This window comes from Flavobacterium sp. NRK F7 (assembly GCF_024054195.1).
Taxonomy (GTDB): domain Bacteria; phylum Bacteroidota; class Bacteroidia; order Flavobacteriales; family Flavobacteriaceae; genus Flavobacterium.
Genome location: NZ_JAMXLB010000001.1, coordinates 940238 through 962918, shown reverse-complemented (window position 1 = coordinate 962918; position 22681 = coordinate 940238). Strand labels below are relative to the sequence as shown.

The 22681-nt window shown below is 32.3% G+C and carries 17 protein-coding genes; 9 read left to right on the top strand and 8 right to left on the bottom strand.

The genetic code is table 11. The features are described 5' to 3' along the window. Nucleotides 1-41 precede the first annotated feature (41 nt). The 3 genes from NHF47_RS04045 to NHF47_RS04035 all read right to left on the bottom strand — a co-directional run bounded on the left by NHF47_RS04045 (nucleotide 42) and on the right by NHF47_RS04035 (nucleotide 2227). The gene (locus NHF47_RS04045; RefSeq protein ID WP_252763734.1) at nucleotides 42-821 is read right to left on the bottom strand and encodes a TatD family hydrolase; all 780 of its coding nucleotides are present in this window, start codon (nucleotides 819-821) and stop codon (nucleotides 42-44) included. A 100-nt stretch (nucleotides 822-921) separates the two neighbouring features. Further along, complete coding sequence (locus tag NHF47_RS04040) at nucleotides 922-1641, bottom strand: tetratricopeptide repeat protein (protein ID WP_252763733.1); 720 nt, start codon at nucleotides 1639-1641, stop codon at nucleotides 922-924. Nucleotide 1642: 1 nt separating this feature from the next. Continuing rightward, a complete protein-coding gene (locus tag NHF47_RS04035) occupies nucleotides 1643-2227 on the bottom strand; it encodes an RNA polymerase sigma factor (RefSeq protein WP_252763732.1) in 585 nt (194 codons plus the stop codon). A gap of 186 nt (nucleotides 2228-2413) precedes the next feature. Between NHF47_RS04035 and NHF47_RS04030 the strand changes: the two genes are divergently transcribed. From NHF47_RS04030 to NHF47_RS04015, 4 genes are all read left to right on the top strand, one after another. Further along, nucleotides 2414-3433, top strand: a complete 1020-nt coding sequence (locus NHF47_RS04030; protein ID WP_252763731.1) for a hypothetical protein — start codon at nucleotides 2414-2416, stop codon at nucleotides 3431-3433. 75 nt (nucleotides 3434-3508) lie between these two features. After that, nucleotides 3509-5524, top strand: a complete 2016-nt coding sequence (locus NHF47_RS04025) for a PKD domain-containing protein (protein WP_252763730.1) — start codon at nucleotides 3509-3511, stop codon at nucleotides 5522-5524. Continuing rightward, nucleotides 5487-8087: a CHAT domain-containing protein gene (locus NHF47_RS04020; protein ID WP_252763729.1), complete on the top strand. Its 2601-nt coding sequence runs from the start codon at nucleotides 5487-5489 to the stop codon at nucleotides 8085-8087. The genes NHF47_RS04025 and NHF47_RS04020 overlap by 38 nt, the downstream gene beginning before the upstream one ends. Continuing rightward, nucleotides 8047-8484: a retropepsin-like aspartic protease gene (locus NHF47_RS04015; protein WP_252763728.1), complete on the top strand. Its 438-nt coding sequence runs from the start codon at nucleotides 8047-8049 to the stop codon at nucleotides 8482-8484. Before NHF47_RS04020 ends, NHF47_RS04015 begins: the two co-directional genes overlap by 41 nt. A gap of 86 nt (nucleotides 8485-8570) precedes the next feature. Here the strand turns inward: NHF47_RS04015 and odhB are convergent, their stop codons facing one another. Continuing rightward, complete coding sequence (gene odhB / locus NHF47_RS04010; protein ID WP_252763727.1) at nucleotides 8571-9794, bottom strand: 2-oxoglutarate dehydrogenase complex dihydrolipoyllysine-residue succinyltransferase; 1224 nt, start codon at nucleotides 9792-9794, stop codon at nucleotides 8571-8573. 68 nt (nucleotides 9795-9862) lie between these two features. Further along, entirely contained in the window at nucleotides 9863-12634 is a 2772-nt protein-coding gene (locus NHF47_RS04005) for a 2-oxoglutarate dehydrogenase E1 component (RefSeq protein WP_252763726.1), read from the bottom strand. A gap of 113 nt (nucleotides 12635-12747) precedes the next feature. On the opposite strand from NHF47_RS04005, the gene NHF47_RS04000 reads away from it, so the two are divergent. After that, nucleotides 12748-13293 (top strand): hypothetical protein, encoded by a 546-nt coding sequence (locus tag NHF47_RS04000; RefSeq protein ID WP_252763725.1) that lies wholly within the window; start codon nucleotides 12748-12750, stop codon nucleotides 13291-13293. Nucleotides 13294-13300: 7 nt separating this feature from the next. Here the strand turns inward: NHF47_RS04000 and NHF47_RS03995 are convergent, their stop codons facing one another. Together NHF47_RS03995 and NHF47_RS03990 are read right to left on the bottom strand one after the other, a co-directional pair. Beyond that, entirely contained in the window at nucleotides 13301-13651 is a 351-nt protein-coding gene (locus tag NHF47_RS03995) for a hypothetical protein (protein WP_252763724.1), read from the bottom strand. Nucleotides 13652-13731: 80 nt separating this feature from the next. Then, on the bottom strand, nucleotides 13732-14706 hold the full coding sequence (locus tag NHF47_RS03990) for a polyprenyl synthetase family protein (protein WP_252763723.1): 975 nt from the start codon (nucleotides 14704-14706) through the stop codon (nucleotides 13732-13734). 194 nt (nucleotides 14707-14900) lie between these two features. On the opposite strand from NHF47_RS03990, the gene NHF47_RS03985 reads away from it, so the two are divergent. From NHF47_RS03985 to NHF47_RS03970, 4 genes are read left to right on the top strand one after another with little or no spacing between them, the layout of a single operon-like run. Next, on the top strand, nucleotides 14901-15497 hold the full coding sequence (locus tag NHF47_RS03985) for a TetR/AcrR family transcriptional regulator (RefSeq protein ID WP_252763722.1): 597 nt from the start codon (nucleotides 14901-14903) through the stop codon (nucleotides 15495-15497). Nucleotides 15498-15503: 6 nt separating this feature from the next. Then, nucleotides 15504-16844 (top strand): TolC family protein, encoded by a 1341-nt coding sequence (locus NHF47_RS03980; RefSeq protein WP_252763721.1) that lies wholly within the window; start codon nucleotides 15504-15506, stop codon nucleotides 16842-16844. A 13-nt stretch (nucleotides 16845-16857) separates the two neighbouring features. Continuing rightward, the gene (locus NHF47_RS03975; protein ID WP_252763720.1) at nucleotides 16858-18021 is read left to right on the top strand and encodes an efflux RND transporter periplasmic adaptor subunit; all 1164 of its coding nucleotides are present in this window, start codon (nucleotides 16858-16860) and stop codon (nucleotides 18019-18021) included. A gap of 9 nt (nucleotides 18022-18030) precedes the next feature. Continuing rightward, nucleotides 18031-21534, top strand: coding sequence for an efflux RND transporter permease subunit (locus NHF47_RS03970; RefSeq protein WP_252763719.1), 3504 nt, complete (start codon nucleotides 18031-18033; stop codon nucleotides 21532-21534). Nucleotides 21535-21598: 64 nt separating this feature from the next. On the opposite strand, the gene NHF47_RS03965 is transcribed toward NHF47_RS03970, so the two are convergent. Next, nucleotides 21599-22651 carry a ferredoxin--NADP reductase gene (locus NHF47_RS03965; protein ID WP_252763718.1) on the bottom strand — a complete coding sequence of 351 codons (1053 nt, stop codon included), beginning with the start codon at nucleotides 22649-22651 and terminating at the stop codon, nucleotides 21599-21601. Nucleotides 22652-22681: the final 30 nt, after the last annotated feature.

Sequence of the window (22681 nt, the reverse complement as noted above, 5' to 3'; positions counted from 1 at the left end):
CAAAAGAACAAAAAAAATAATAAATGAAGATGAAATCATCGTTAAATTCCGAAAATCGCCTTGGAGTTGGCCGTTGTAATAGTTGCAATTTCAGCTACAGAAAGCTGGTAAATTTCAGCTAACTTTTGGGCAACCAGCAAAGTATAACTGCTCTCATTGCGTTTTCCTCTATGAGGAACAGGTGCTAAGTAAGGTGCATCGGTCTCCAAAACAATATGTTGTAAATCGATTTCATTTAAAAATTGATCAATTTTTCCATTTTTAAAAGTAGCCACTCCTCCTATTCCTAATTTCATATTCAAATCGATGGCTTTTTTTGCTTGATTAAAATCACCTGTAAAACAATGAAATATTCCAAATAAATCAGTAGCCCTTTCTTGCTCTAAAACTTCAAAAACCTCATCAAAAGCATCTCTACAATGAATATTGATAGCCAATTGATATTTTTTAGCCAATTGAATTTGGTACTGAAAAGCTTCTTGTTGCTCTTTTAAATAGGTTTTATCCCAATACAAATCTATTCCAATTTCTCCAATGGCATAAAACTTTCTTGAAGCCAATTGTTTTTCAACATTAGCCAATTCTTCTTTGTAGTTTTCTTTAACATACGTTGGGTGCAATCCCATCATTAAAAAAATATTATCTGGATATTGTTTTTCCAAATCATACATTTTTTGCGTACAACTGGAATCTATTGAAGGTAAGAAAAAACGGGAAACTCCAACATTTATGGCACGTTGAATCATAGCATCTCTATCTGCATCAAATTCTTCACTATACAAATGAGTATGCGTATCTGTTAATTGTAATAAGGTATCCAAAACGTTTGTATTTGGTTGCAAAAATAGAATCTTTATTCGGCTTAAACTAAAAAAGCTACTGAATATTCAGCAGCTCTTTCTTTTCTTTTTCATGTAACGTTTATAATTTTTCTAGTATTTCTTGTGCTTTACTGTAATCGTCAGCCGATTCTGGCAACCCTTCTAACAGTTGTTTACAAGAGGTATAATCTTTCTGTTTCAACTTAGACAAACCCAAATACCAAATTGCCTTTTCTTTATAAACGGAATTCCCACTTTTTATAGTTTGCAATAGTGCTTCGGCTTGTTCAAATTTATTGGTCTCAAGTAAAGCAATCGCATGGTATAAATTAATCTCTTCGTTTCGATTTGCATGTGGAATTTGTTCAAAATAACCAACAGCACTTTCATATGCTTTTGCATTAAAAGCGTCTTGAGCTTCTTTCAAAACTGCAACACCTTCACTTCTTTCTGTAAAATAGGCCTTTTCATGTTGGTTATACTCTATATAATTTGGTTCGTTGCTTTGCATAAAAAACCAAATGGAGCAAAACAGTACCACAGTAGCTGCAACCGCAAACCATTTGGAATACATTGGAATTATTTTTAAACTATTTTTATTAGATTGGTTTTCAAGAGCTATCAGCTTTAGATTTTGTTTAAAAGCAACTGTTTTACTTGAAAACTTATTTTTTAAAAATTGATGTGTTTGTTGATACAATTCAAAATTTTCTTTCCAATACGTATCTTCTAGCAGTTTGTTCTCAAAAGCTGCTTTTTCCTCTAGATTCATTTCATTTCCCAAATATTGCTCAAAAGCAAAGTACATCTCTTCTTGCATCTTATTTATTTTTTAAAGATTGATAGTGAACCGATTCTCTAATTAATTGCGTTAATTGTGCAGTGCAGAGTGATTTTTTCTTTCTCACATATGCATACGTTACGCCTAATTTTACCGCTACTTCTTCCATGCTTTTGGTCACAAAACTTAATCGTAACACTTCTTTACATTTTTCCCCTAATTGTTGAAACATCTGATCAAATAAGGCTTGTTTTTCAGAAAAAATTTCGGTTTGAAATATCATTTCTTGAAGCGATTCATCTTTAGATACATTTTCATTTATGAATGTTACCTCCTTTTGTGAAGATTTTTTCAATTCGTTCAACCATTTTCTTTTGCAGAGTAAGAAAAAATAAGCGTCAAACGGACAGGTTAATTGTAATTTTTTTTCTGTTGCTTGTTGATAAATCGTAATTAAAACTTCCTGAACCACATCTTGTGCTTCGGCTTCACTTCCATTATTATTTTTGATATGTTGAATTACTTTGGGGACAAATTTCTTATAAATTGCTTGTATAACCGAAGTATTATTCTCCTTTAAACCCGTTATATAAAATTGATCTTCATGCAGTTGTTTTTCACTCATATCCATTTATTTATTAGCTAAGATATAAAGAAACTACAAAATTAAAATAATTAAGGGGTAACAATTCATCGCCTTTATGGATATAGTAGTATAAAACTTTTTGACTGTTTTTTTACTAAAGAGGTAACAATTCAAACAAAAAGTTGATATACTAGAAAATAACTATAAATTAAAAAATTAGAAATCATGAAAAAGTTAGATGTTTTAAGAAAAAAAGTAAGTGGATTATTTCAAACAGTTATTATAATTAGTTTTATAGCAACCACTATAAGTTGTGAAAAAAATGATGATAATGATTGTGATGGAAATTGCGATCCAAAACCAACTGCAGCAGAATTTGCTGCGCTTAGAGAAGATGCGTTAGAAGCTATAACTCAAAATTTTCAGTTAGATGTTGCCAATGGAACTACAACTTTCACTTCCGCTAACGGAGTAGAAATTGACATTAACCCTTCTTGCTTAAGTCTTAATGGCAATCCCTTAACTGGAATTGTAGACATCAAATATATTGAAGTGTTTAATGGTGGAAATATGTTGGTTACAGACAAGACCACTATGGGTGTTTTACCTACAGGAGATTTAGCCATGTTAGTTTCTGGAGGAGAATTCTATATTAATGCCACACAAAATGGCCAACAAATAACTTTAAACTGTGGTATGAATTTACGAATTCCTTCCAATCTTACATCGGAAGAAAATGATATGATTTTATGGAATGGTCAAATTGACGAGGATGGAAATATCGAGTGGAATGAGGAACGAGATGCAACTGGTGGCCAAGGAGGTGTTTTTCTAGAACAAGGAGCAAATGGTTCAACGTATTATGCCTTCTTTAATAATTTTGGATGGACCAACGTCGATAAATTTTACAGCTTTACAGGTCCAAAAACTCAAATTTTGGTTACCGTACCTACAGGTTACAACTACGAAAACAGTGCGGTGTATTTACATTATGATGGCGAAGGTAATGCTTTGGCTAAATTAGATACCTATGACGCTGTTACAGGTCAGTTTTCAGAACACTACGGACAAATTCCAGTTGGTTTAGCGTGTCATATCATCTTTGCAACGGAAGAAGATGGACAATGGAGATATGCCATAAAACCAGTAACCATATCCGCTAATGCAGTATATAATTTTACTTTTAGCGAAACGGTTGTAGGAACAGAAGCTCAGTTAGTTGCTGCAATTAATGCGCTGCCATAATTAGTTTAGTTTGTTAGAGAAAGTGGTGACTTGTTCATCACTTTTTCTTATATTTAACCTAAAATCTCAAAACCCATGCTAAAAAAAATAGCATTTATTTTTTTTCTTTTTCAATTTATTTTGTTGTTTTCTCAAACCAAAGAAAAAGATACAATAATTCCTAAAGCAGTTATTGTTCCTCTTCAAGAAGGAAACACTTTTTATTTTGATTCTGAAAAACCGGCTTTAAATCAAATAGCGGGAGCTCCAAAAGCTTTTTATAGCTATTATTGGGAATTTGGAGATGGTCATTTTAGCACAAAGGAAAAACCAAAACACACTTACAAAAACCCAGGAAACTATGAGGTGAAATTGTGGGCTACCAACAATTATGACACTGGAAGAACGCCTTCAACACGACCTACAAAAGTAAAAACAAATGAAACTGCAACTGTTTTAGACAACGAAATTCCAATTTTGAAAGACAATATTGAATTAAGAAGAAACAGAGAACCACTTCCAAATGAAGATTTTGTTATTGTTTTGAGTTATAAAAATGATAAAGAATATGTTACTAATGGCACCATTTACTTTTATTACAATGAAAGAGAATTTAAGCAGGATAATTTCGAATTATTAGAAACACGAAATTATTATGATGAAAAAATAATGGAATTAGGAAAAGATTTAGTGTACAACCAAGCGTACGATGATCAAATGCTAGTTTTGGCTACAGCCGAAAATATATCGTATACGAATTATAAATTTCAAGATACAACAGAGCGTAAGAATCTTCCATTATCTATTGAAGAAGCCCAACAAACCTTCCAAAATGGAAAAAAAATTACTTTTAAAAATCTCAATCCCAATGAACAACGCCATATCTTTTTTACTTTGAAAACCACGCCAGAAATGATTAAAGATACAAGTGCTATTTTAAAAGTAAGAAGTATTTACGTTCCTGATGATAATTACGAAAACCATAAAATTAAAGATATGGAAATGGAGATTGTAACTTCTCATGATCCAAATAAAATGTCTACTAGTGGCTTATTTATCAATTACAGATTGGTGCGGTTTAAACGAATTAAATTCAAAACACGTTTTCAAAATGATGGTGAAGGACCTGCACGAACGATTCGTTTAGAAACGGATGTACCTGACATGTTTGACAAATCCACGCTTCAAATTGAGAGTATGTATCCAGAATGTCCCATTTGCCCTAAGAATGAAGAAGTTCGATATAGTTGCTTAGATACTTTAATTCAGCAAAAGCAAATCATCTTTACTTTTAAAAATATTTATTTACCTGGTACCCAACAGAAAAATGTAACTGAAAAAGATTCTACAAAAGGATTTGTAAAATATAGTTTAAAATTTGGTGAAGATTTCCATAAAATAGGCACTAAAAGTCGTACAAAAATTATTTTTGATAAAAACGAACCTATAGTCACTAATTATTCTAGAACCCGATTTAACCCTGGAATTTCCATAGGTGTGAAAGCGGGATATACCTATTTTCCTAAATTAAATAATTCCAAAAGTTATTTCACCGGACTTACAATTTCTCCTTTTAAATCGTATCGCTTTTATTGGCAAAGCGAATTATATGCTAACAAACATGATTTTGAAAGTCAAAATTCCTTTACTATTTCACCAGAACCTGAAGTTGTAGGACCTTTTGAAACTGGCACAGGACAAGTTATTGATGTGGCGTTTGTAGGAAGAGAAGTTTCCGTAGAACAATCCAGAAAAATAGTAGAAACTGTTCCCATTTCGTTGCGATATAATATTAACAATTACATCGGAATTGGTTTTGGTCCACAAATAAGCACTATCGTTTCTTCTTCCACAGAAACAAAAACAACTACACATTATTATGAAATCACCCAAACTCCTAATACTCCTAGCTTAGTTCCCGGAAATGAATATCGAAATTTAATTCAATACCGTTCCGAAACAACCAAAGAGAAAACAGAAGTTCAAACCCAATTTTTCTTAGATACAACTTTTGGTTTTGCTAGAATTGGACCAAGTTTAGGAATTCGGTATTATAAAAATTTTAAAAATAATTTTGATTCGTGGCAATTCTATGCAATTTGGAAGTTTTAAAAATATCCTTTTTATTCTTTTATTTTCAATCTCAAGTTTTTCACAAAATTTAGAAGATCAGATTTACAACGCCATTGATACATTTGTAGCTAATCCTAACTCCACTACTCTTAACGAATTAAACCAAAAAGCACTTGTCTTTTCTAAATCGATTGCTACTAATGATGAAAAACTGGCTTTAGTCATTTTATATTGCAATAAAGGTTCGTTTGAAATGAAAGCGAATTTGCAACAAAAGGCAATTGACTCCTATGAAAAGGCTTGGTTACTTTTTTCAAACAACCATTTATCCAATTATGATATCATCGAATTTTGTTTGAAACCCTTAGGCACTTTGTATACCAAAACGGGTAATTTTACTATGGCAGAAAATATCATCAAAAAGTATATTTTCATGGCGGAAAAAGACAACAACCCACCCAACATTATTTCTGGTTACATTAATTTATCTATTGTTTACAAAACCATTGGTAACTATAAAACCGCTATTGATTTACTTCAAAAAGTAGCAAAAAATCAAAATGCTTCTGCTGTTCAAAAAAAAAGAATTCAAGAAGAACTCGCAGTAAATACTATGGGTTTACAAAATAAGAATTTCGATAAAAAAACAACTTTAAAAGAGGTTGAAACCAATGATACTCAAGCATTAAAAAACAAGGCGTGGATGGCTTTACAAAATAACAATCCTAATGCAGCCTTAAGCTATTTTGAAAAAGCAAAGACCCAAATTTTAAAAGATAAAAATATAGAGGCGAGAACCTTAGCAAAATTATACACCGAAGAGGCTTCTATTTACATTTCTTTAAATGACAATCAAAAGGCAAGAAATAGTTTTACAAAAGCTTATGCTACTTTACTTCCTTTTGATAAAACAAATACCCATTTAGACACCAATATACTTTATCCTGAAAATACTTTTTTAGTCATCTTTGATGGCTTGGCTTATCTAGAAGAAGATAATCTAGAAAAATTAAAATGGTATGACTTGAGCTTTTATGTGAGTGATTTAATTCGTGACCAACTCATCTCTCAAGAAGCTGAAATTAGACACCAAATTGAAGATCGAAAACGTACCGAAAAATGCATCGACATCTTGTGGAACCTCTATCAAGATAGGTCAGAACTGCATTTCTTAGAAAAAGCATTTACCTATGCTGAAAAAACAAAAAACACTGTTTTAAAAGACCGAAATCAGCAAAAAACCTTATTGGAACAATTCCCAAACAATTCCGATTTACAATTACAAAACGAATTAGTAAGCAAACAAGAGTTCTTAATTAACGAATACATTCGTTTGCAAATTACCCAAAAAAACCACGAACGATTGATCAGCTTAAACAATGAATTAGCAACCTTAAGCATACAATTGAAAAACTTGAATAAAAAAATTAATACCATCTTTAAAAGCAAAACAGAGACTATAACACTATTTGATATACAAAAAAAATTGAACGAGGATCAAGCGCAACTACTTTATTATTTTTGGGGTAAAGAAAAAGCGTATTCCTTTTACAGCAATAATGGAGAAGTAAATTGGAAAAAAATTACATTCAACACAGATCAAGAAAATACATTAAAAAAATTCATCGCTTCGTTTGAAAAAGCAAATACCATTAATAGTAATGTTGCTTCTTTTACAACTACAGCTTATTCACTCTATACCCTATTAGGTTTAGAACAAGTTGAACCTCAAAAAAATTTAGTCATTTTTCCTGATGGATTACTTCATTTTGTAGCTTTTGATGCTTTGGTAACCCAAAAAACCAATTCTAAAACCTATACTACCATTCCATTTTTAGTCTATCAAAATAAGATAGCGTATCAAAGTAATGCAACTTTTTATTCTAAAAATGTGGTTTCTCATAAAAACAATACAATCGTTGGCTTTTTTCCTATTTTTAAAAACACCAATGCTTATTTAGAATATTCTATTGAAGAATCTAAAATCTTAGAGAAAAACAAAGCTACTTTATTTCTAAATGAAGCTGCAAACCGTGAAAACTTTAAAAAATATTGCAATCAATACGGAATCATTCATCTTTCTACTCACGGCACAAGTGGTTCGTTTAGTACACCTGCCACCTTAGTATTTTATGATGATGTTATGTTAGTAAACGAATTATACGGATTACAAGATTGCCATCCTGATTTAGTGGTTTTAAGTGCTTGTGAAACGGGTATTGGTAAACTTCAAAAAGGAGAAGGAGCTATAAGTATAGCACGTGCGTTTCAATATGCAGGAGCTAAAAATGTGCTTTTTAGTTTGTGGAAAATTAATGATTTTGCGACCTCAGAAATTATGACTCATTTTTATTCTAATTACAATAAGCAACATTCCTTTTTTGAATCGAATTATGCCGCTAAAATGGATTATTTGGAAGACCAATCCATTTCAAATGCAAAAAAATCACCTTACTACTGGAGTGCATTTGTATATTATGGAGCTATTGACAGCTCAGAGACAACTTATATTTATTATTATGCGTTAGGATTTCTTCTCCTAATTGTACTATTTTTGAGTTATGGAAGAATTGCAAGATTTCTTAAAAGAAAAGAAATATAAAAAGATAAAATTTACTGTTTTAAAAACCCAACATTTACTTATTAAAGCCAAAATAAATGGCGTAAATGGCACTTTTATTTTGGATACTGGAGCCAGTAATAGCTGTGTGGGTAATGAAGGCATTTCAAAGTTCCAATTATTTGCTGAAAACTCAGAAACGAAGGCTGCTGGAGCAGGTGCAACTGGAATGGAAACCCAAGTTTCAAAAAGTAATGTATTGCAAATGAGCCGTTGGAAAACCAAAAGTCTTATGGTTATTATTTTTGATATGAGTCATGTAAATGAGGCTTTGAACAGTTATAAAACCAAAGCAGTAGATGGCATTATTGGTGCAGATGTATTGTTACAAGGAAAAGCCATTATTGATTATTCCAATCATTATTTGTATTTGAAATAGTGTACGTAAAGTTACTCAAAATAAAAAACCCCAAATTCATAGAATTTGGGGTTTTGTTTATACTAAAAATTTAGAATATCATTTTATTAAAGCTCTAAAGCTTTCTTAGGATTGTTATCCATTAATAATTCTACTGGATTTTCTAAAGCTTCTTTAACAGCCACTAAGAAACCAACCGACTCACGTCCGTCGATAATTCTATGATCATACGATAAAGCTACAAACATTACTGGAGCAATTACTATTTGACCGTTTTTAACGATAGCTCTTTCCACTACATTATGCATTCCTAAAATTCCAGATTGAGGAGGATTAATAATAGGAGTAGATAACATACTTCCAAAAACTCCACCATTAGAAATCGTGAAAGTTCCTCCAGTCATTTCATCTACCGTAATTTGTCCGTCACGCGCTCTTAAAGCCAAACGTTTGATTTCCGCTTCAACGCCTCTGAAAGACAATAATTCTGCATTACGCATTACAGGAACCATTAATCCTTTTGGTCCAGAAACCGCTACAGAAATATCACAAAAATCGTAAGCCACTTTGTAATCTCCATCGATCATAGAGTTAACATCTGGGTACAATTGTAACGCACGAGTTACTGCTTTTGTAAAGAAAGACATAAATCCTAAACCAACATTGTGCTTGTTTTTGAATTCGTCTTTATATTGGTTACGTAAGTCGTAAATCGCAGTCATGTCTACTTCATTAAAAGTAGTTAACATAGCTGTTTCATTTTTAGCAGATACTAAACGTTCTGCCACTTTACGACGTAACATGGATAATTTCGTTTTCTCAGAACCTCTGTTACCACCAGTAGGTGTTCCCATTGAAGGCACTGCATTTTTAGCATCTTCAGTAGTGATGCGTCCACCTTTACCCGTTCCTACGATAGTAGATGGCTCAATGCTTTTCTCTTCTAATATTTTTCTTGCTGCTGGAGAGGGTGTTCCAGAAGCATATGTTTTTTCTGTTTCCGCTGGAGCCTTTGGTGCTTCATCCTTTTTAACTTCTGTTTTCACTTCTTCTTTTGAAGCAACTGCACCGTTATCGTTACCAGATGGTTTTGCAGCACCCGTATCAATTAAACAGACTACTGCACCAACAGCAACCGCATCACCTTCTTCCGCTTTTAAAGTAATAATACCACTTGCTTCCGCTGGTAATTCTAAAGTAGCTTTATCTGAATCTACCTCAGCAATAGCTTGATCTTTTTCAACATAATCGCCATCTTGTACTAACCAAGTTGCAATTTCTACTTCTTTAATTGACTCTCCCGGTGATGGGACTTTCATTTCTAAAATCATATTCTTTTAGTTTAAAAGTTGACCCTATACTTGCATTTTTTAATGACAGGGCTGACATTTGAATTTTTTTATTGAACTATTGTTTTATCGAAAACCATTTCTATAGCTTTTTTCTGGCGTTTTTTAGAACGCTCGTAACTTCCTGCAGCAGGAGCACTATAGGCTTTTGGTGATGCTAATCTTAATTTTACTAAATCGAAATTCATTAACATATAACTGTAAGCTCCCATGTTTTTAGGCTCTTCTTGAGCCCAAACATAATCTTCTACATTTGGATAGCTCTCAATAATCGCTTTAATTTGATCCGTAGCTAATGGGAATAATTGCTCTAAACGTACTACGGCTACATCATTTCTTTCTAATTCTTCTCTTTTAATAATAATATCGTAGTACACTTTACCCGTACAAAGCACTAATGTTTTTATTGCTTTTTTATCCGTAACATTTGGATCATCTAAAATTTCTTGGAATTGTCCGTTTGCTAATTCATCAACTTTTGAAACTGCTAAATCTAGACGTAACAGACTCTTTGGTGTAAATACAATTAAAGGCTTGCGGAATTTACTTTTCATTTGTCTTCTCAACAAATGGAAGAAGTTAGCTGGTGTAGTACAATCTGCAATATACATATTGTGTTTCGCACACATTTGTAAGTAACGCTCCATACGTGCTGATGAGTGCTCCGCTCCTTGGTTTTCGTATCCGTGAGGCAACAACATTACCAATCCGTTTTGATTGTTCCACTTATCTTCCCCTGCAGAAATATATTGGTCAATCATAATTTGAGCACCATTAGAAAAATCTCCAAATTGTGCTTCCCATATCGTTAATGTATTTGGTGAAGCTAAGGCATATCCATATTCAAAACCAACTACTCCATATTCGGAAAGTAAGGAATTATAAATATAAAAATTCCCTTTTTTATCTTTGATATCGTTTAATAAAACTACTTCTTCTTCAGAGTCTTCTACTTTAATTACAGCATGTCTATGAGAAAAAGTACCTCTTTCTACATCCTGACCCGAAATACGTACGTCGTAACCTTCTTGTAATAAAGTACCATAGGCTAAGAGTTCGCCCATTGCCCAATCTAAACTATCTTTCTCAAAATACATATCATTTCGATCTTTGATAATTTTAGTAATCTTACTAATAAATTTCTTATTAGAAGGCAATTCGCATATGGTTTTTGCTATTTCAGTTAATTTTTCTTTATTGAAAGACGTATCTTGTTTTTCAAGCATTCCTGCATCTGAAACTTGTTCAAATCCGGTCCATTCATTTTGCATGAAAGGTGTAATGACTGTTAAGTCTTTTTTACGAGATTCTTCTAAGTTTTCATCGAGTTTTGCTTTGTATTTCTCTTCTAATTCTTTGACATAATTAGCATCAATAATACCTTCATTCTTCAATTTTTCAGCATAAATATCTCTTGGATTTTTATGTTTTGAAATTGCTTTATATAAAATAGGTTGTGTAAATTTAGGCTCATCCCCTTCATTATGTCCATATTTTCTATAGCCTAATAGGTCGATAAATACATCGGTACCAAATTCCATTCGGTAATCTAACGCAAACAACATGGCATGAACTACTGCTTCAGCATCATCTGCATTCACATGTAAAACTGGAGATAATGTCACTTTTGCGACATCGGTACAATAGGTAGATGAACGCGCATCTAAATAATTTGTGGTAAAACCAACCTGGTTGTTGATGACCAAGTGAATGGTTCCTCCTGTTTTGTAACCATCCAATTTTGCCATTTGAATGATTTCATAAACAATACCTTGTCCAGCAACAGCGGCATCTCCATGCAAAGCAATAGGCAATACTTTAGAAGCATTATCTGGATAATTTCGATCTTGTTTTGCTCTAGCAATACCTTCTATAACGGCACCAACAGTTTCTAAATGTGACGGGTTTGGTGCTAAATTTAAATTGATTTTTTTACCAGAATTTGTTTCTCTATCTGATGTAAGTCCTAAGTGGTATTTTACATCACCATCGAAGTACATATCATCATCATAATCTTTTCCATCAAATTCTGAGAAAATATTTTGTGTATTCTTTCCAAAAATATTGGCTAAAACATTCAAACGCCCTCGGTGAGCCATTCCCATTACAAATTGCTCTACACCTTTTTCAGCAGCAGCTTCTATTAATGCATCTAAAGCTGGAATAGCCGATTCACAGCCTTCCAATGAAAATCGCTTTTGTCCAACATATTTAGCATGTAAAAACGTTTCAAAAGAAACCGCTTCATTTAACTTTCCTAAAATATTTTTCTTTTGTTCTGCCGAAAAATTAGGCTGATTATCATTAATATCCAATCGGTTCTTAATCCATTCTTGCACTTTTGGGTCACGAATATACATGTATTCTACTCCTATGGAAGAACAATAAACACTTTCAAGATGTTTGATAATTTCAGCTAAAGTACTTGGTTGCATGTTTACCATTTTAGCTGCATCAAAAACCGTATTCAAATCGGATTGTGATAATCCAAAATTCTCGATGGCTAATGTAGGTGAATATGTCCTTCTCTCTCTTACAGGATTTGTTTTAGTAAACAAATGTCCTCGCGTTCGATATCCTTCAATTAACTTAAGAACATTAAATTCTTTAAGTATTTTTTCAGCATTGTCATTTACAGTTGTAGTTCCATTTGCCATGGCTGACAATTGCTCCACTGGACTTGCAAACTCATTTGCAAAATCAAAACCTTGGAAAAAACTTCTCCAACTCGGTTCAACAGTATCTGGGTTTTGTAAATATTGATCGTATAAATCAGCGAAAAATGCTGTATGAGCAGCATTTAAAAAGGAAAACCTATCCATATATCTAGTCTAATGACGATTTGGTTAAAAATATTATGCAAAAGTAAAACATTTGCTATAATCTTTTAAAGAAAATCGTACTTTTATAACATATTTTTTTTAGAATTGGGCCTATGAAAAAGAATAAGCAGTTTTTTTTAACATTTTGTTTGGTTTTTACCCTTTTAATAACAAATGTTTTTCATAGTAATGCACAAGAAAATGAGTCTATTGAATCACGAAGTTTATTTTGGGAAAAAGTACAATTTGGTGGTGGTTTAGGTCTTGGTTTTGGCAATAATTATACGAATGTAACTGTTGCACCTAGTGCCATCTATAACTTTAATGACTATTTTGCAGCTGGTCTTGGTTTACAATATAGTTATGTGAAACAAAAAAATGTATATCAATCGAATCTCTATGGAGGAAGCATTATTGGTCTCTTTAACCCTTTAGAGCAAATCCAACTTTCAGCTGAATTAGAACAATTAAGAGTAAATACTACTTTTGAGGATTATTATGGCAATTTTACCGATAATTTTTGGAATACAGCCTTGTTTTTAGGCGCTGGTTATCGATCTCAAAATGTAACGTTTGGTTTGCGGTACAATGTTTTATACAAAGAAAATCAAGGTGTTTATGCCAATGCTTTTATGCCTTTTATAAGGGTTTATTTTTAAAAGAATACTAGTACTTATTTCTAAACCATACTTTTTGCCATTCTCTTTTTAGCACTAAAAAAGTAACTTGTTCTGCTAATATAACTAAATCAGAACCGTCTAATTTTTTAATTTCACTTTCAGAAACATCAATTATATAAAGTAAATTTAAATATTCAGCAAATTTGTGTTGAATTAAACGATACATTTTTTCGTGTACCAATTCTTTAAACTGAAAAGGAAAAATATCCAAAGGAATATCAATGGGTTCGTTTGCCAAAGCAAAATCTTTGTTGGTTTGCTCAATCAATTTAAAATACAAGTGATTTTCTTCTGATTGATTGATTAAGTCATCGATATTTACAGGTTGTATATACATAAATTAAAAAAATAAATTCCAAATTCCAAAAACTTTAAAATACCTTATTGGGATTTGGAATTTCCAAAATTGTAATTTAATTACACATTTCTATTCATCAACTTTTCTCCAAAAGCCCTCAAAATCATCTTTTTCTCTTTTGAAATTTCCATTTTTTCTAAGGTATCAAAAGCTTTAAGTGTATAATCTTTTATAGCATCTTGAGTAGCATTGGCTGCACCTGAACTCACAAAAATTTCTTTTACGGATGCAATTTTATTTATATTATCTGTAGGCTGTATGGAAAACAAATGCAACAATTGCTCTTTATCATCTGCTTTACTAAATTCTAAAGCTTTTAAGTACAAATAGGTTTTTTTATTTTCTATAATATCCCCTCCTACTTGTTTTCCAAAAGTTTCTGGATTTCCAAAAGCATCTAAATAATCATCTTGCAACTGAAAGGCAATTCCTAAATTTAGACCAAAATCATAGATTAAATTGGCATTTTCACTAGACGTTTCTGCAACAATCGCACCCATTTTCATGGCTGCACCTACCAAGACTGCTGTTTTATATTCAATCATTTTTAAATATTCAGGAATGGTAACATCGTCTCTGGTTTCGAAATCCACATCATATTGTTGCCCTTCGCAAACTTCTAAAGCCGTTTTACTGAATAATTTAGCCAATTGTTGAAAAATTACAGGTTCATAACTTTCAAAGAACTGATACGCTATGATAAGCATGGCGTCACCCGATAAAATTCCTGTATTCACATCCCATTTTTCATGTACGGTTTGATTGCCTCTTCGTAAAGGAGCATCATCCATTATATCATCATGAATTAATGAAAAATTATGAAACACCTCAACCGCCGTAGCTGCAGGAATTGCTTTCTCACAAGAGACATTAAAAATTTCAGTAGCCATTAAAGTTAAAACAGGTCTCATTCTTTTCCCTCCTAAAGAAAGAATATAAGCTATGGGTTCATATAAATTTTTAGGCTCTTTGTTAATTTGTAAAGTTTCAAAATGATTTTTAATAATTTCTTGAAATTGACTAACAGTGTGCATAGTATAGGGTAAATAAATTTCCGCACAAAAATAGTTTTTTTATTTGGAGTATGTATCAAAATAACGGATAAGAATTACTTCTTAAGGTAATGTTAAATTTATGTAAAAACTAAGGAAACTTTTTTTGTATTAAAAGTTTCCTGTATATATTTGCATCGAATTAAAACTTAAATACCAATGAATATATAACTAGTATGAAGGACCAAATTTTAGAAAAAGCAACCGAAATGTTCCTAACACTTGGATTTAAAAGTGTGACTATGGACGACATTGCTTCTGAAATGGGAATTTCTAAAAAAACAATTTATCAGCATTTTTCAAACAAAGACAGTCTAATTAAAGCTACAACAAGTAATTTATTTGAAAGGATATCATGTGGAATTGATGAAATTATTTTAGCAAATAAAAACCCCATTGAAGAACTTTTTGCCATCAAGGATTTTGTAGTTCAAAATTTAAAAGATGAAAAAACGTCACCTATTTACCAACTACAAAAGTATTATCCTAGAATACATAAGTCTTTAACTATAAAGCAATTTGACAAAATGGGAACTTGTGTAGTAGATAACTTGGAAAAAGGTATTGCATTAGGCTTGTTTAGAAGTGAAATCAATAAAGAATTAATTAGTCGTTTTTATTTTGCTGGAATGACAAGTATTAAAGATGCTGAAATTTTTGACCCCAAAAAATTTAGTCCAAGAGAAGTCCAATTAAACTATTTAGAATACCACTTGAGAGGTATTTGCACAGCAAAAGGAATTGAAATTTTAAATAAACTAATAACCAAATAATTAAAAATGAAACATAAAATTGTAATACTCTTATTACTTTTTGTCAGTTTTGTAAGTGCGCAAGAAGAAAAACAAACGTATTCTTTCTCATTGGAAGAAGCTATAAGTTATGCGTTACAAAATAACTATAAAGCAATAAACGCAAGCAGAGACATCGAAGCTGCTAAACAAAAAAAATGGGAAACAACCGCTACTGGTTTACCTCAAATTAATGGAAATGTAAATTATCAGAATAATATTGTACTTCAAAAATCGGTAGTTCCTGCTGAATTTTTTGGTGGAAATCCTGGAGAATTTGCAGAAGTTGAATTTGGTACCAAACATAACATGACAGCAAGTGCTTCCTTAACCCAATTAATTTTTGATGGTTCTTATATTGTTGCTTTACAAGCTTCAAAGACCTATTTGAAATACTATCAAAATTATAAGGTTAAAACCGATAATGAAACTCGTGAAATGGTAACCAATTACTATGGAAATGTTTTATTAGCAAAAGAAAACATCGCAATACTCGAAAAAAACAAAGCTACATTAGAAAAAAATGTTTTCGAAGCAGAACAAACTTATAAAAACGGTCTTATCGAAGAAGAAAGTGTAGAGCAATTACAAATCACATTAGCTTCTGTAAATAGCAGTCTAAGCAATATGAATCGTTTAGTTGACATTTCTACAAACATGCTAAAAATCAATTTAGGACTAACTATCGATGATACACTAATATTAACAGACAACTTAGATGCTTTAGCTACCCAAAAAGTAGATTTAGCCGCTACAAGTGAATCTTTTAATGTTGCCAACAATATCGATTATCAAATCGCAGAAAACTTTAGAGAACAAAGAAGATTGGAGTATAAATTGCAAAAAGCGGCTTATTTACCTAAACTTTCTGCAAGTGCTAATTTTGGATACAATGCCTTTTCAAATGAATTTACTTTCTTCCAACAAGATCAAAAATGGTTTAATTTTTCCTATGTAGGAGTTAACTTAAACGTACCTATTTTTGGAAGTTTTGGTAAAAGAGCTAAAAGTCAACAAGCTAAAATTGCTTTTGAACAAGCAGAAACCCAACTTACAGAAGCGGAACAAATGCTAAAATTACAATATGAATCCGCTAAAAGTGATTATGAATTTAGTATTGAACAATATGCAACTTCAAAATCCAATTTAAAATTAGCTGAACGTATTGAAAATAAGCAGCAAATCAAATTCAGAGAAGGTCTTTCAACCAGTTTTGAATTTACAGAAGCACAACGTCAATTATACACTGCACAACAAAATTATCTTCAATCTATGATTGATGTTATTAACAAAAAAACAGCTTTAGAAAAAATAACTAATCCTCAATAATACAATCTTACAAATGAAAAAAATATATATTACAGTAATCGCATCACTAGTACTACTTTCATGTGGTGGCGATAAAAAAAATTCTACGGAAGCCGTAATTGAAAAAGGTGACTTAACACAATTAAGAGCTAAAAGAGGGGAATTGATCACACAATCAGATGCCTTGCTTGCAGAAATAGCAAAGATTGATGAAGCTATTGGCAAACTGGATGAAAATCATAAACTAGCTTTAATTACAACTATTGCAGCAAAAGATACGGTCTTCAATCATTATTTAGAATTACAAGCTACCGTACAAACCAAACAAAACATTGTTTTAAATGCGGAATATGGTGGTGTTTTACAACAAGTTTATGTAAAAGAAGGTCAAAAAGTTTCTAAAGGTCAAACTTTAGCTAAAATTGATGATGGTGGTTTAGGATCGCAATTAGCGCAAATGGAAACGCAAGCGGCTTTAGCAAAAACTACTTTTGAAAGACAACAAAACCTTTGGAACCAAAAAATAGGTTCAGAAATTCAATATTTACAAGCTAAAACAAATTATGAGGCACAAGTAAAAGCAGTTTCTCAAATGAAAGCTCAAATTGCTAAAACGGTAGTTAGAGCTCCTTTTTCAGGTACAATTGATGATATTATCACTGAAAAAGGAAGCGTAGTAGGACCTGGAACTCCAATTTTAAGAATCGTTAACTTAAGTGATATGTATTTAGAAGCTGAAGTTCCTGAAAAAAACATTGCAACTGTTAAAAAAGGAACTGAGGTAATTGTAGATTTCCCAATTTTAGGTGAAACCTTCAATGCAAAAGTTACACAAGCTAGTAACTACATCAATCCTGCGAACCGTTCTTTTAACATCCAAATCGCTGTTCCAAGTAAAAACGGTCAAATTAAACCTAATTTAACTTCAAAAATTCAAATTAAAGATTATACAAATCCAAAAACTATTGTGGTGCCTATTAGTATTATCTCCGAAAATGCAGAAGGAGAACAATATCTATATGTTGCAGACAATACTACAAAAGATGGTCAAGCCACAGCTAAAAAAGTAATAGTTAAAACCGGTTTAACTCAAGGTAACTATGCTGAAATTACAGAAGGTATCAAAGACGGAGATTTAGTAATTAGTGAAGGAGCTCGTAGCGTAAAAGACGGACAAAAAGTATCCATAATCAAATAAGTGTAAGTAATGAGTACCACAAATACAGATACAAACAAAGAATTTAAATTATCATCATGGGCTATCGAAAATAAGATGACCATATATGTAGCGATGGTAATGTTCTTGTTTCTTGGATTATCTGCATACTACAGTATGCCTAGAGAGGATTTCCCAGAAATTAAAGAAACGAAAATATACATAAGTACCGTTTATCCAGGTAATACTGCTGAAGATATTGAAAGACTTATCATTGACCCTTTAGAAGACGAAATCAGAAATGTGAGTAATGTGGTCAAAGTTTTGTCTACCTCTCAAGAAGATTATGGAATTATTACAGTAGAATTTGATGAAAAAATTACTGTAGAAGCGGCGAAACAAAAGATTAAAGATAAAATAGACACCAAAACTGGTGGTGAAGACTGGCCAACATTTAATGGTGCTAAAGTTGAACCTAATGTGTTTGACTTGAATCTTTCTGAAGAAGTTCCTATTATGAACATTAACATTCAAGGAGATTATCCAGTTGATAAATTAAAAGTCTTTGGTGAATACTTAGAAGATGAAATTGAAGCGTTAGAGGAAATCAAACAAGTTGATATTCGTGGAGCCCAAGAAAAAGAAGTAGAAGTTGCAGTAGATATTTACAAAATGATGGCTTCTCAAGTAAGCTTTGATGATGTAATTAATGCTATTAGAAACGGAAACGTAACCATGTCTGCGGGTAATTTAATTGCTAATGGTCAAAGAAGAACCATACGTATTCTTGGTGAAGTAGACCAACCCAAAGAATTAGAAAGCTTTGTGGTTAAAACACAAGGTGGTGCGGTATATCTAAAAGACATTGCTAAAATAACCTTTAAAGATGTTGATAAAACCACTTATGCTAGAGAGTTTGGAAATAGCGTTGTAATGCTAGACGTTAAAAAACGTGCTGGTAAAAACATGATTAACGCTGCGGAACAAATTAGAGAGATTGTAAAAAAAGCGGAAGAAAATTATTTACCTAAAGATCTGAAAATTACAATTGCTAACGATCAGTCGTCAAGAACCTTAAATCAGGTAGACGATTTAGTAAACAATATCATTTTTGGTATTATCTTAGTTGTAGGAGTTTTAATGTTCTTCCTTGGATTTAGAAATGCATTATTTGTAGGTTTTGCAATTCCAATGTCGATGTTCATGTCTTTCATGATTCTAAGCGCTTTAGGATACACGATGAATACCATGATTCTTTTTGGATTAATTATGGGATTAGGAATGTTAGTAGACAACGGAATCGTAGTTGTTGAAAACGTTTACCGATTAATGGAAGACGAAGGAATGGGACGTATTGAAGCTGCTAAGAAAGGAATTGGGGAAATTGCGCTGCCAATTATTATTTCAACGGCAACAACGGTTGCAGCTTTCGTTCCACTTGGAATGTGGCCTGGTGTAATGGGGCAATTTATGATTTATTTCCCAATCACGCTTTCTGTAGTATTAGGTTCCTCTTTATTTGTGGCAATCTTCTTCAACTCGGTAATGGTATCTCAATTTATGGATATCAACGAAAAAATATTATCTCGTAAAGCCTTAATCCGATTAAGTATTATTTTAGGTGGTTTTGGAGCTATTATTTTAATCCTTGGTGGCAGCATGCGTGCTTTAGGTTCAGTAATGATTTTTACTGCCCTTATGTTCTGGTTGTATAAATATGTTATTAAAGGATGGACGCTTTCTTTCCAAAACAAAGTTTTAACCAAATGGGAAAACTGGTATGAAAGTGGATTGAAATTCTTTTTATCTGGCAAAAAACCCTACTTAACAGTAGTGGGAATGGCGTTAATGTTCTTTGTTATTTTAGGATTATACTTTGGATGGAGCGTAGGAAGTGGTCGTACCAAAGTGGAATTTTTCCCAGACAATACGCCCAACCAAATTATTGTATACATCGAATATCCGCAAGGAACTGATATTACCAAAACCAATGAAATTACAAATTCGATTGAAAAAAGAGTCTATGCTGTATTGAATCAGGATTTAGAAGGAGAATCGATTATCAATCCGGAAGACAAAACCAATTATTTAGTAGAAAGTGCTGTTTCACAAGTTGGTGAAGGAGCTGGTAATCCTCAAACAGATGGAGGTTCTACCGCTGAAATGCCTCATAAAGGTAAGATTACGATTTCGATGAGAGAATACAAGTTTAGAAATGGCTTAGACTCTGAAGATCTTCGTAAAAAAGTGCAAGCAGCTCTTAAGGATATTTATCCTGGAGTGACAATTTCTGTTGAAAAAGATGCAGTTGGTCCTCCAGCAGGTTACCCAATTAACATTGAAATTAAAGGAAAAGATTACAATGAATTAATTGCTACTGCTGAGAAAATGAAAGATTTCTTGAATACCAAAAATATTCCTGGAGTGGATGAATTAAAAGTAGACGTGAACAAAGACAAACCTGCAATGAAAGTGGTTGTGGATAGAGAAAAAGCAGGTGAAATGGGTGTTTCTGCTGGACAAGTAGGAAATCAATTGCGTCGTTCTATTTTTGGTGAAAAAGCAGGTATTTACAAGAAAGATGGGGAAGATTATGATATTTATGTTCGTTTTAACGAAGACAATCGTTACAACAAAAGTGCTATTTTTAATCAGAACATCACTTTTAGAGATATGGCTTCAGGCCAAATTAAAGAAATTCCAGTTTCAACGGTTGCTTCTCAAAAGAACACCTCTTCATTTAGTGCCATTAAACACAAACAATATGAAAGAGTGGTTGTTCTATATTCTGCTTTATCACCTGGCTTTACAGATGCTGGAGCAGTAGTAGCTCAAATTCAAGCTGAAATGGGAAATTTTGACGCTCCAAAAACAGTAAAATTTGACTACACAGGTCAATTAGAAGAACAAGGAAAACAAATGGCTTTCTTAATGGGTGCTTTAGTAACTGGTTTATTCTTAATCTTTTTAATTTTAATTTTCCAATTCAACTCTGTTTCAAGACCAGGAATTATCATGGTGGCTGTATTCTTAAGTTTCATTGGCGTATTCTTAGGATTAATGATAACGGGATGGCCATTCGTAATTATGATGACCATGATGGGTATTATATCATTAGCCGGAATTGTGGTGAATAATGGTGTGGTATTACTCGATTATACCGATTTATTAATCGCGAGAAGAAAAGAAGAGTTAAATCTTCCTAAAGAAGCGCAATTACCTAAAGAAGATATTTTTAATGCAATTGTAACAGGTGGTAAGGCACGTTTACGACCCGTTTTATTAACAGCTATTACAACGGTATTGGGATTAATTCCATTAGCAATTGGATTTAATATCGATTTCTTCAGTTTGTTTGCAACTGGTAATCCTCATATATATATGGGTGGTGATAACGTAATTTTCTGGGGACCTTTAGCATGGACCGTGATCTTTGGATTAATCTTTGCTACTTTCCTTACTTTAATAGTAGTTCCTGTTCTATTCTATTTGGTAAACCTTTTCAAAATTTGGTTACGCAATAGAAACAACAAGAATGAAGTAATTACCGAATAATTATAATTTAATTTTAACAAAAAAGCTCCGAAAATCGGAGCTTTTTTTATTTCAACTATTGCGATTATACATCATCAAAATCCACAAAAACGGTATCGGTCGTAGGAACCGCTTGACAAGCTAATACCAATCCTTCTTCGATTTCCCCATCGGTTAAAATAGCATTTTTCTTCATAACAGCTTTTCCTTCTTTTACTCTACATATACAACTACTACAAACACCACCTTGACAAGAATAAGGTGCATCAATTCCTTGTTTCAAAGCAGCCTCAAGAATGGTTTGTTTTTGACTCATTTCAAAATGTGTTTCTTCATCATCAACCACAACTGTAATTTTTGTATGACCTTCTAAAGTCGCAGCACTCGCATTTTCATTCGCAGTTGTCGTAAACAATTCAAACTTAATGTCTTTTTCGGAAACATTGTTCTCTTTTAGCACATTAGAAACCAAATTAATCATTTCTTCTGGACCACATAAATAATACTTGTCAAAGCTTTTCTCGCTGTGTTTATTTTTAAGGACATAATTCACAGCCGATTTATCAATTCGACCAAATAATTCACCCTCAACATTAATTTTACTATACACATAATGTACAAAAAATCGGCCTACATAGTGTAAATGCAATTCTTGAAGTTGGTTGTGAAAAATAGTTTCTTCTACGTTTTTATTCCCATAAACTAATACAAAAGTGCTTTTTGGCTCGCTTTCTAAAACCGATTTTACAATCGACATAATTGGTGTTATACCACTTCCTGCAGCAAAAGCCACATAATTTTTTTGTCTGTCTGATTGGGGTTCGAAAATAAATTTACCTTCTGGCAAACCTACTTCAATTAGATTGCCTTCTTTCAAATTTTCATTGGCAAATTTAGAAAAGAAACCATTTTTAACGGCTTTAACAGCCACACGCAATTCGCCACTTTTGGGAGAAGAACAAATAGAATAGGCTCTTCTAACTTCTTGACCGTCTAAGGTTAATTTCAAGGTTACATATTGCCCAGAGACAAATTGATAAAAAGTTTTTAATTCTTCTGGAACATTAAAAAGTATCGATACCGAAGAAGGGGTTTCTCTTCTTATTTCTTTTATAACTAATTTATAGAATGTTGACATTTCTTTTATATTTTCTACAAAAATAAGAAA

What these genes read in the sequence shown, in the direction of transcription:
- NHF47_RS04040 (WP_252763733.1), bottom strand. Translation starts at nt 1,641, where the DNA reads ATGCAAGAAGAGATGTACTTTGCTTTTGAGCAATATTTGGGAAATGAA.
- odhB (WP_252763727.1), bottom strand. Translation starts at nt 9,794, where the DNA reads ATGATTTTAGAAATGAAAGTCCCATCACCGGGAGAGTCAATTAAAGAA.
- NHF47_RS04000 (WP_252763725.1), top strand. Translation starts at nt 12,748, where the DNA reads ATGAAAAAGAATAAGCAGTTTTTTTTAACATTTTGTTTGGTTTTTACC.
- NHF47_RS03965 (WP_252763718.1), bottom strand. Translation starts at nt 22,651, where the DNA reads ATGTCAACATTCTATAAATTAGTTATAAAAGAAATAAGAAGAGAAACC.
- NHF47_RS04030 (WP_252763731.1), top strand. Translation starts at nt 2,414, where the DNA reads ATGAAAAAGTTAGATGTTTTAAGAAAAAAAGTAAGTGGATTATTTCAA.
- NHF47_RS04015 (WP_252763728.1), top strand. Translation starts at nt 8,047, where the DNA reads ATGGAAGAATTGCAAGATTTCTTAAAAGAAAAGAAATATAAAAAGATA.
- NHF47_RS04005 (WP_252763726.1), bottom strand. Translation starts at nt 12,634, where the DNA reads ATGGATAGGTTTTCCTTTTTAAATGCTGCTCATACAGCATTTTTCGCT.
- NHF47_RS03985 (WP_252763722.1), top strand. Translation starts at nt 14,901, where the DNA reads ATGAAGGACCAAATTTTAGAAAAAGCAACCGAAATGTTCCTAACACTT.
- NHF47_RS03970 (WP_252763719.1), top strand. Translation starts at nt 18,031, where the DNA reads ATGAGTACCACAAATACAGATACAAACAAAGAATTTAAATTATCATCA.
- NHF47_RS03990 (WP_252763723.1), bottom strand. Translation starts at nt 14,706, where the DNA reads ATGCACACTGTTAGTCAATTTCAAGAAATTATTAAAAATCATTTTGAA.
- NHF47_RS03975 (WP_252763720.1), top strand. Translation starts at nt 16,858, where the DNA reads ATGAAAAAAATATATATTACAGTAATCGCATCACTAGTACTACTTTCA.
- NHF47_RS03995 (WP_252763724.1), bottom strand. Translation starts at nt 13,651, where the DNA reads ATGTATATACAACCTGTAAATATCGATGACTTAATCAATCAATCAGAA.
- NHF47_RS03980 (WP_252763721.1), top strand. Translation starts at nt 15,504, where the DNA reads ATGAAACATAAAATTGTAATACTCTTATTACTTTTTGTCAGTTTTGTA.
- NHF47_RS04025 (WP_252763730.1), top strand. Translation starts at nt 3,509, where the DNA reads ATGCTAAAAAAAATAGCATTTATTTTTTTTCTTTTTCAATTTATTTTG.
- NHF47_RS04035 (WP_252763732.1), bottom strand. Translation starts at nt 2,227, where the DNA reads ATGAGTGAAAAACAACTGCATGAAGATCAATTTTATATAACGGGTTTA.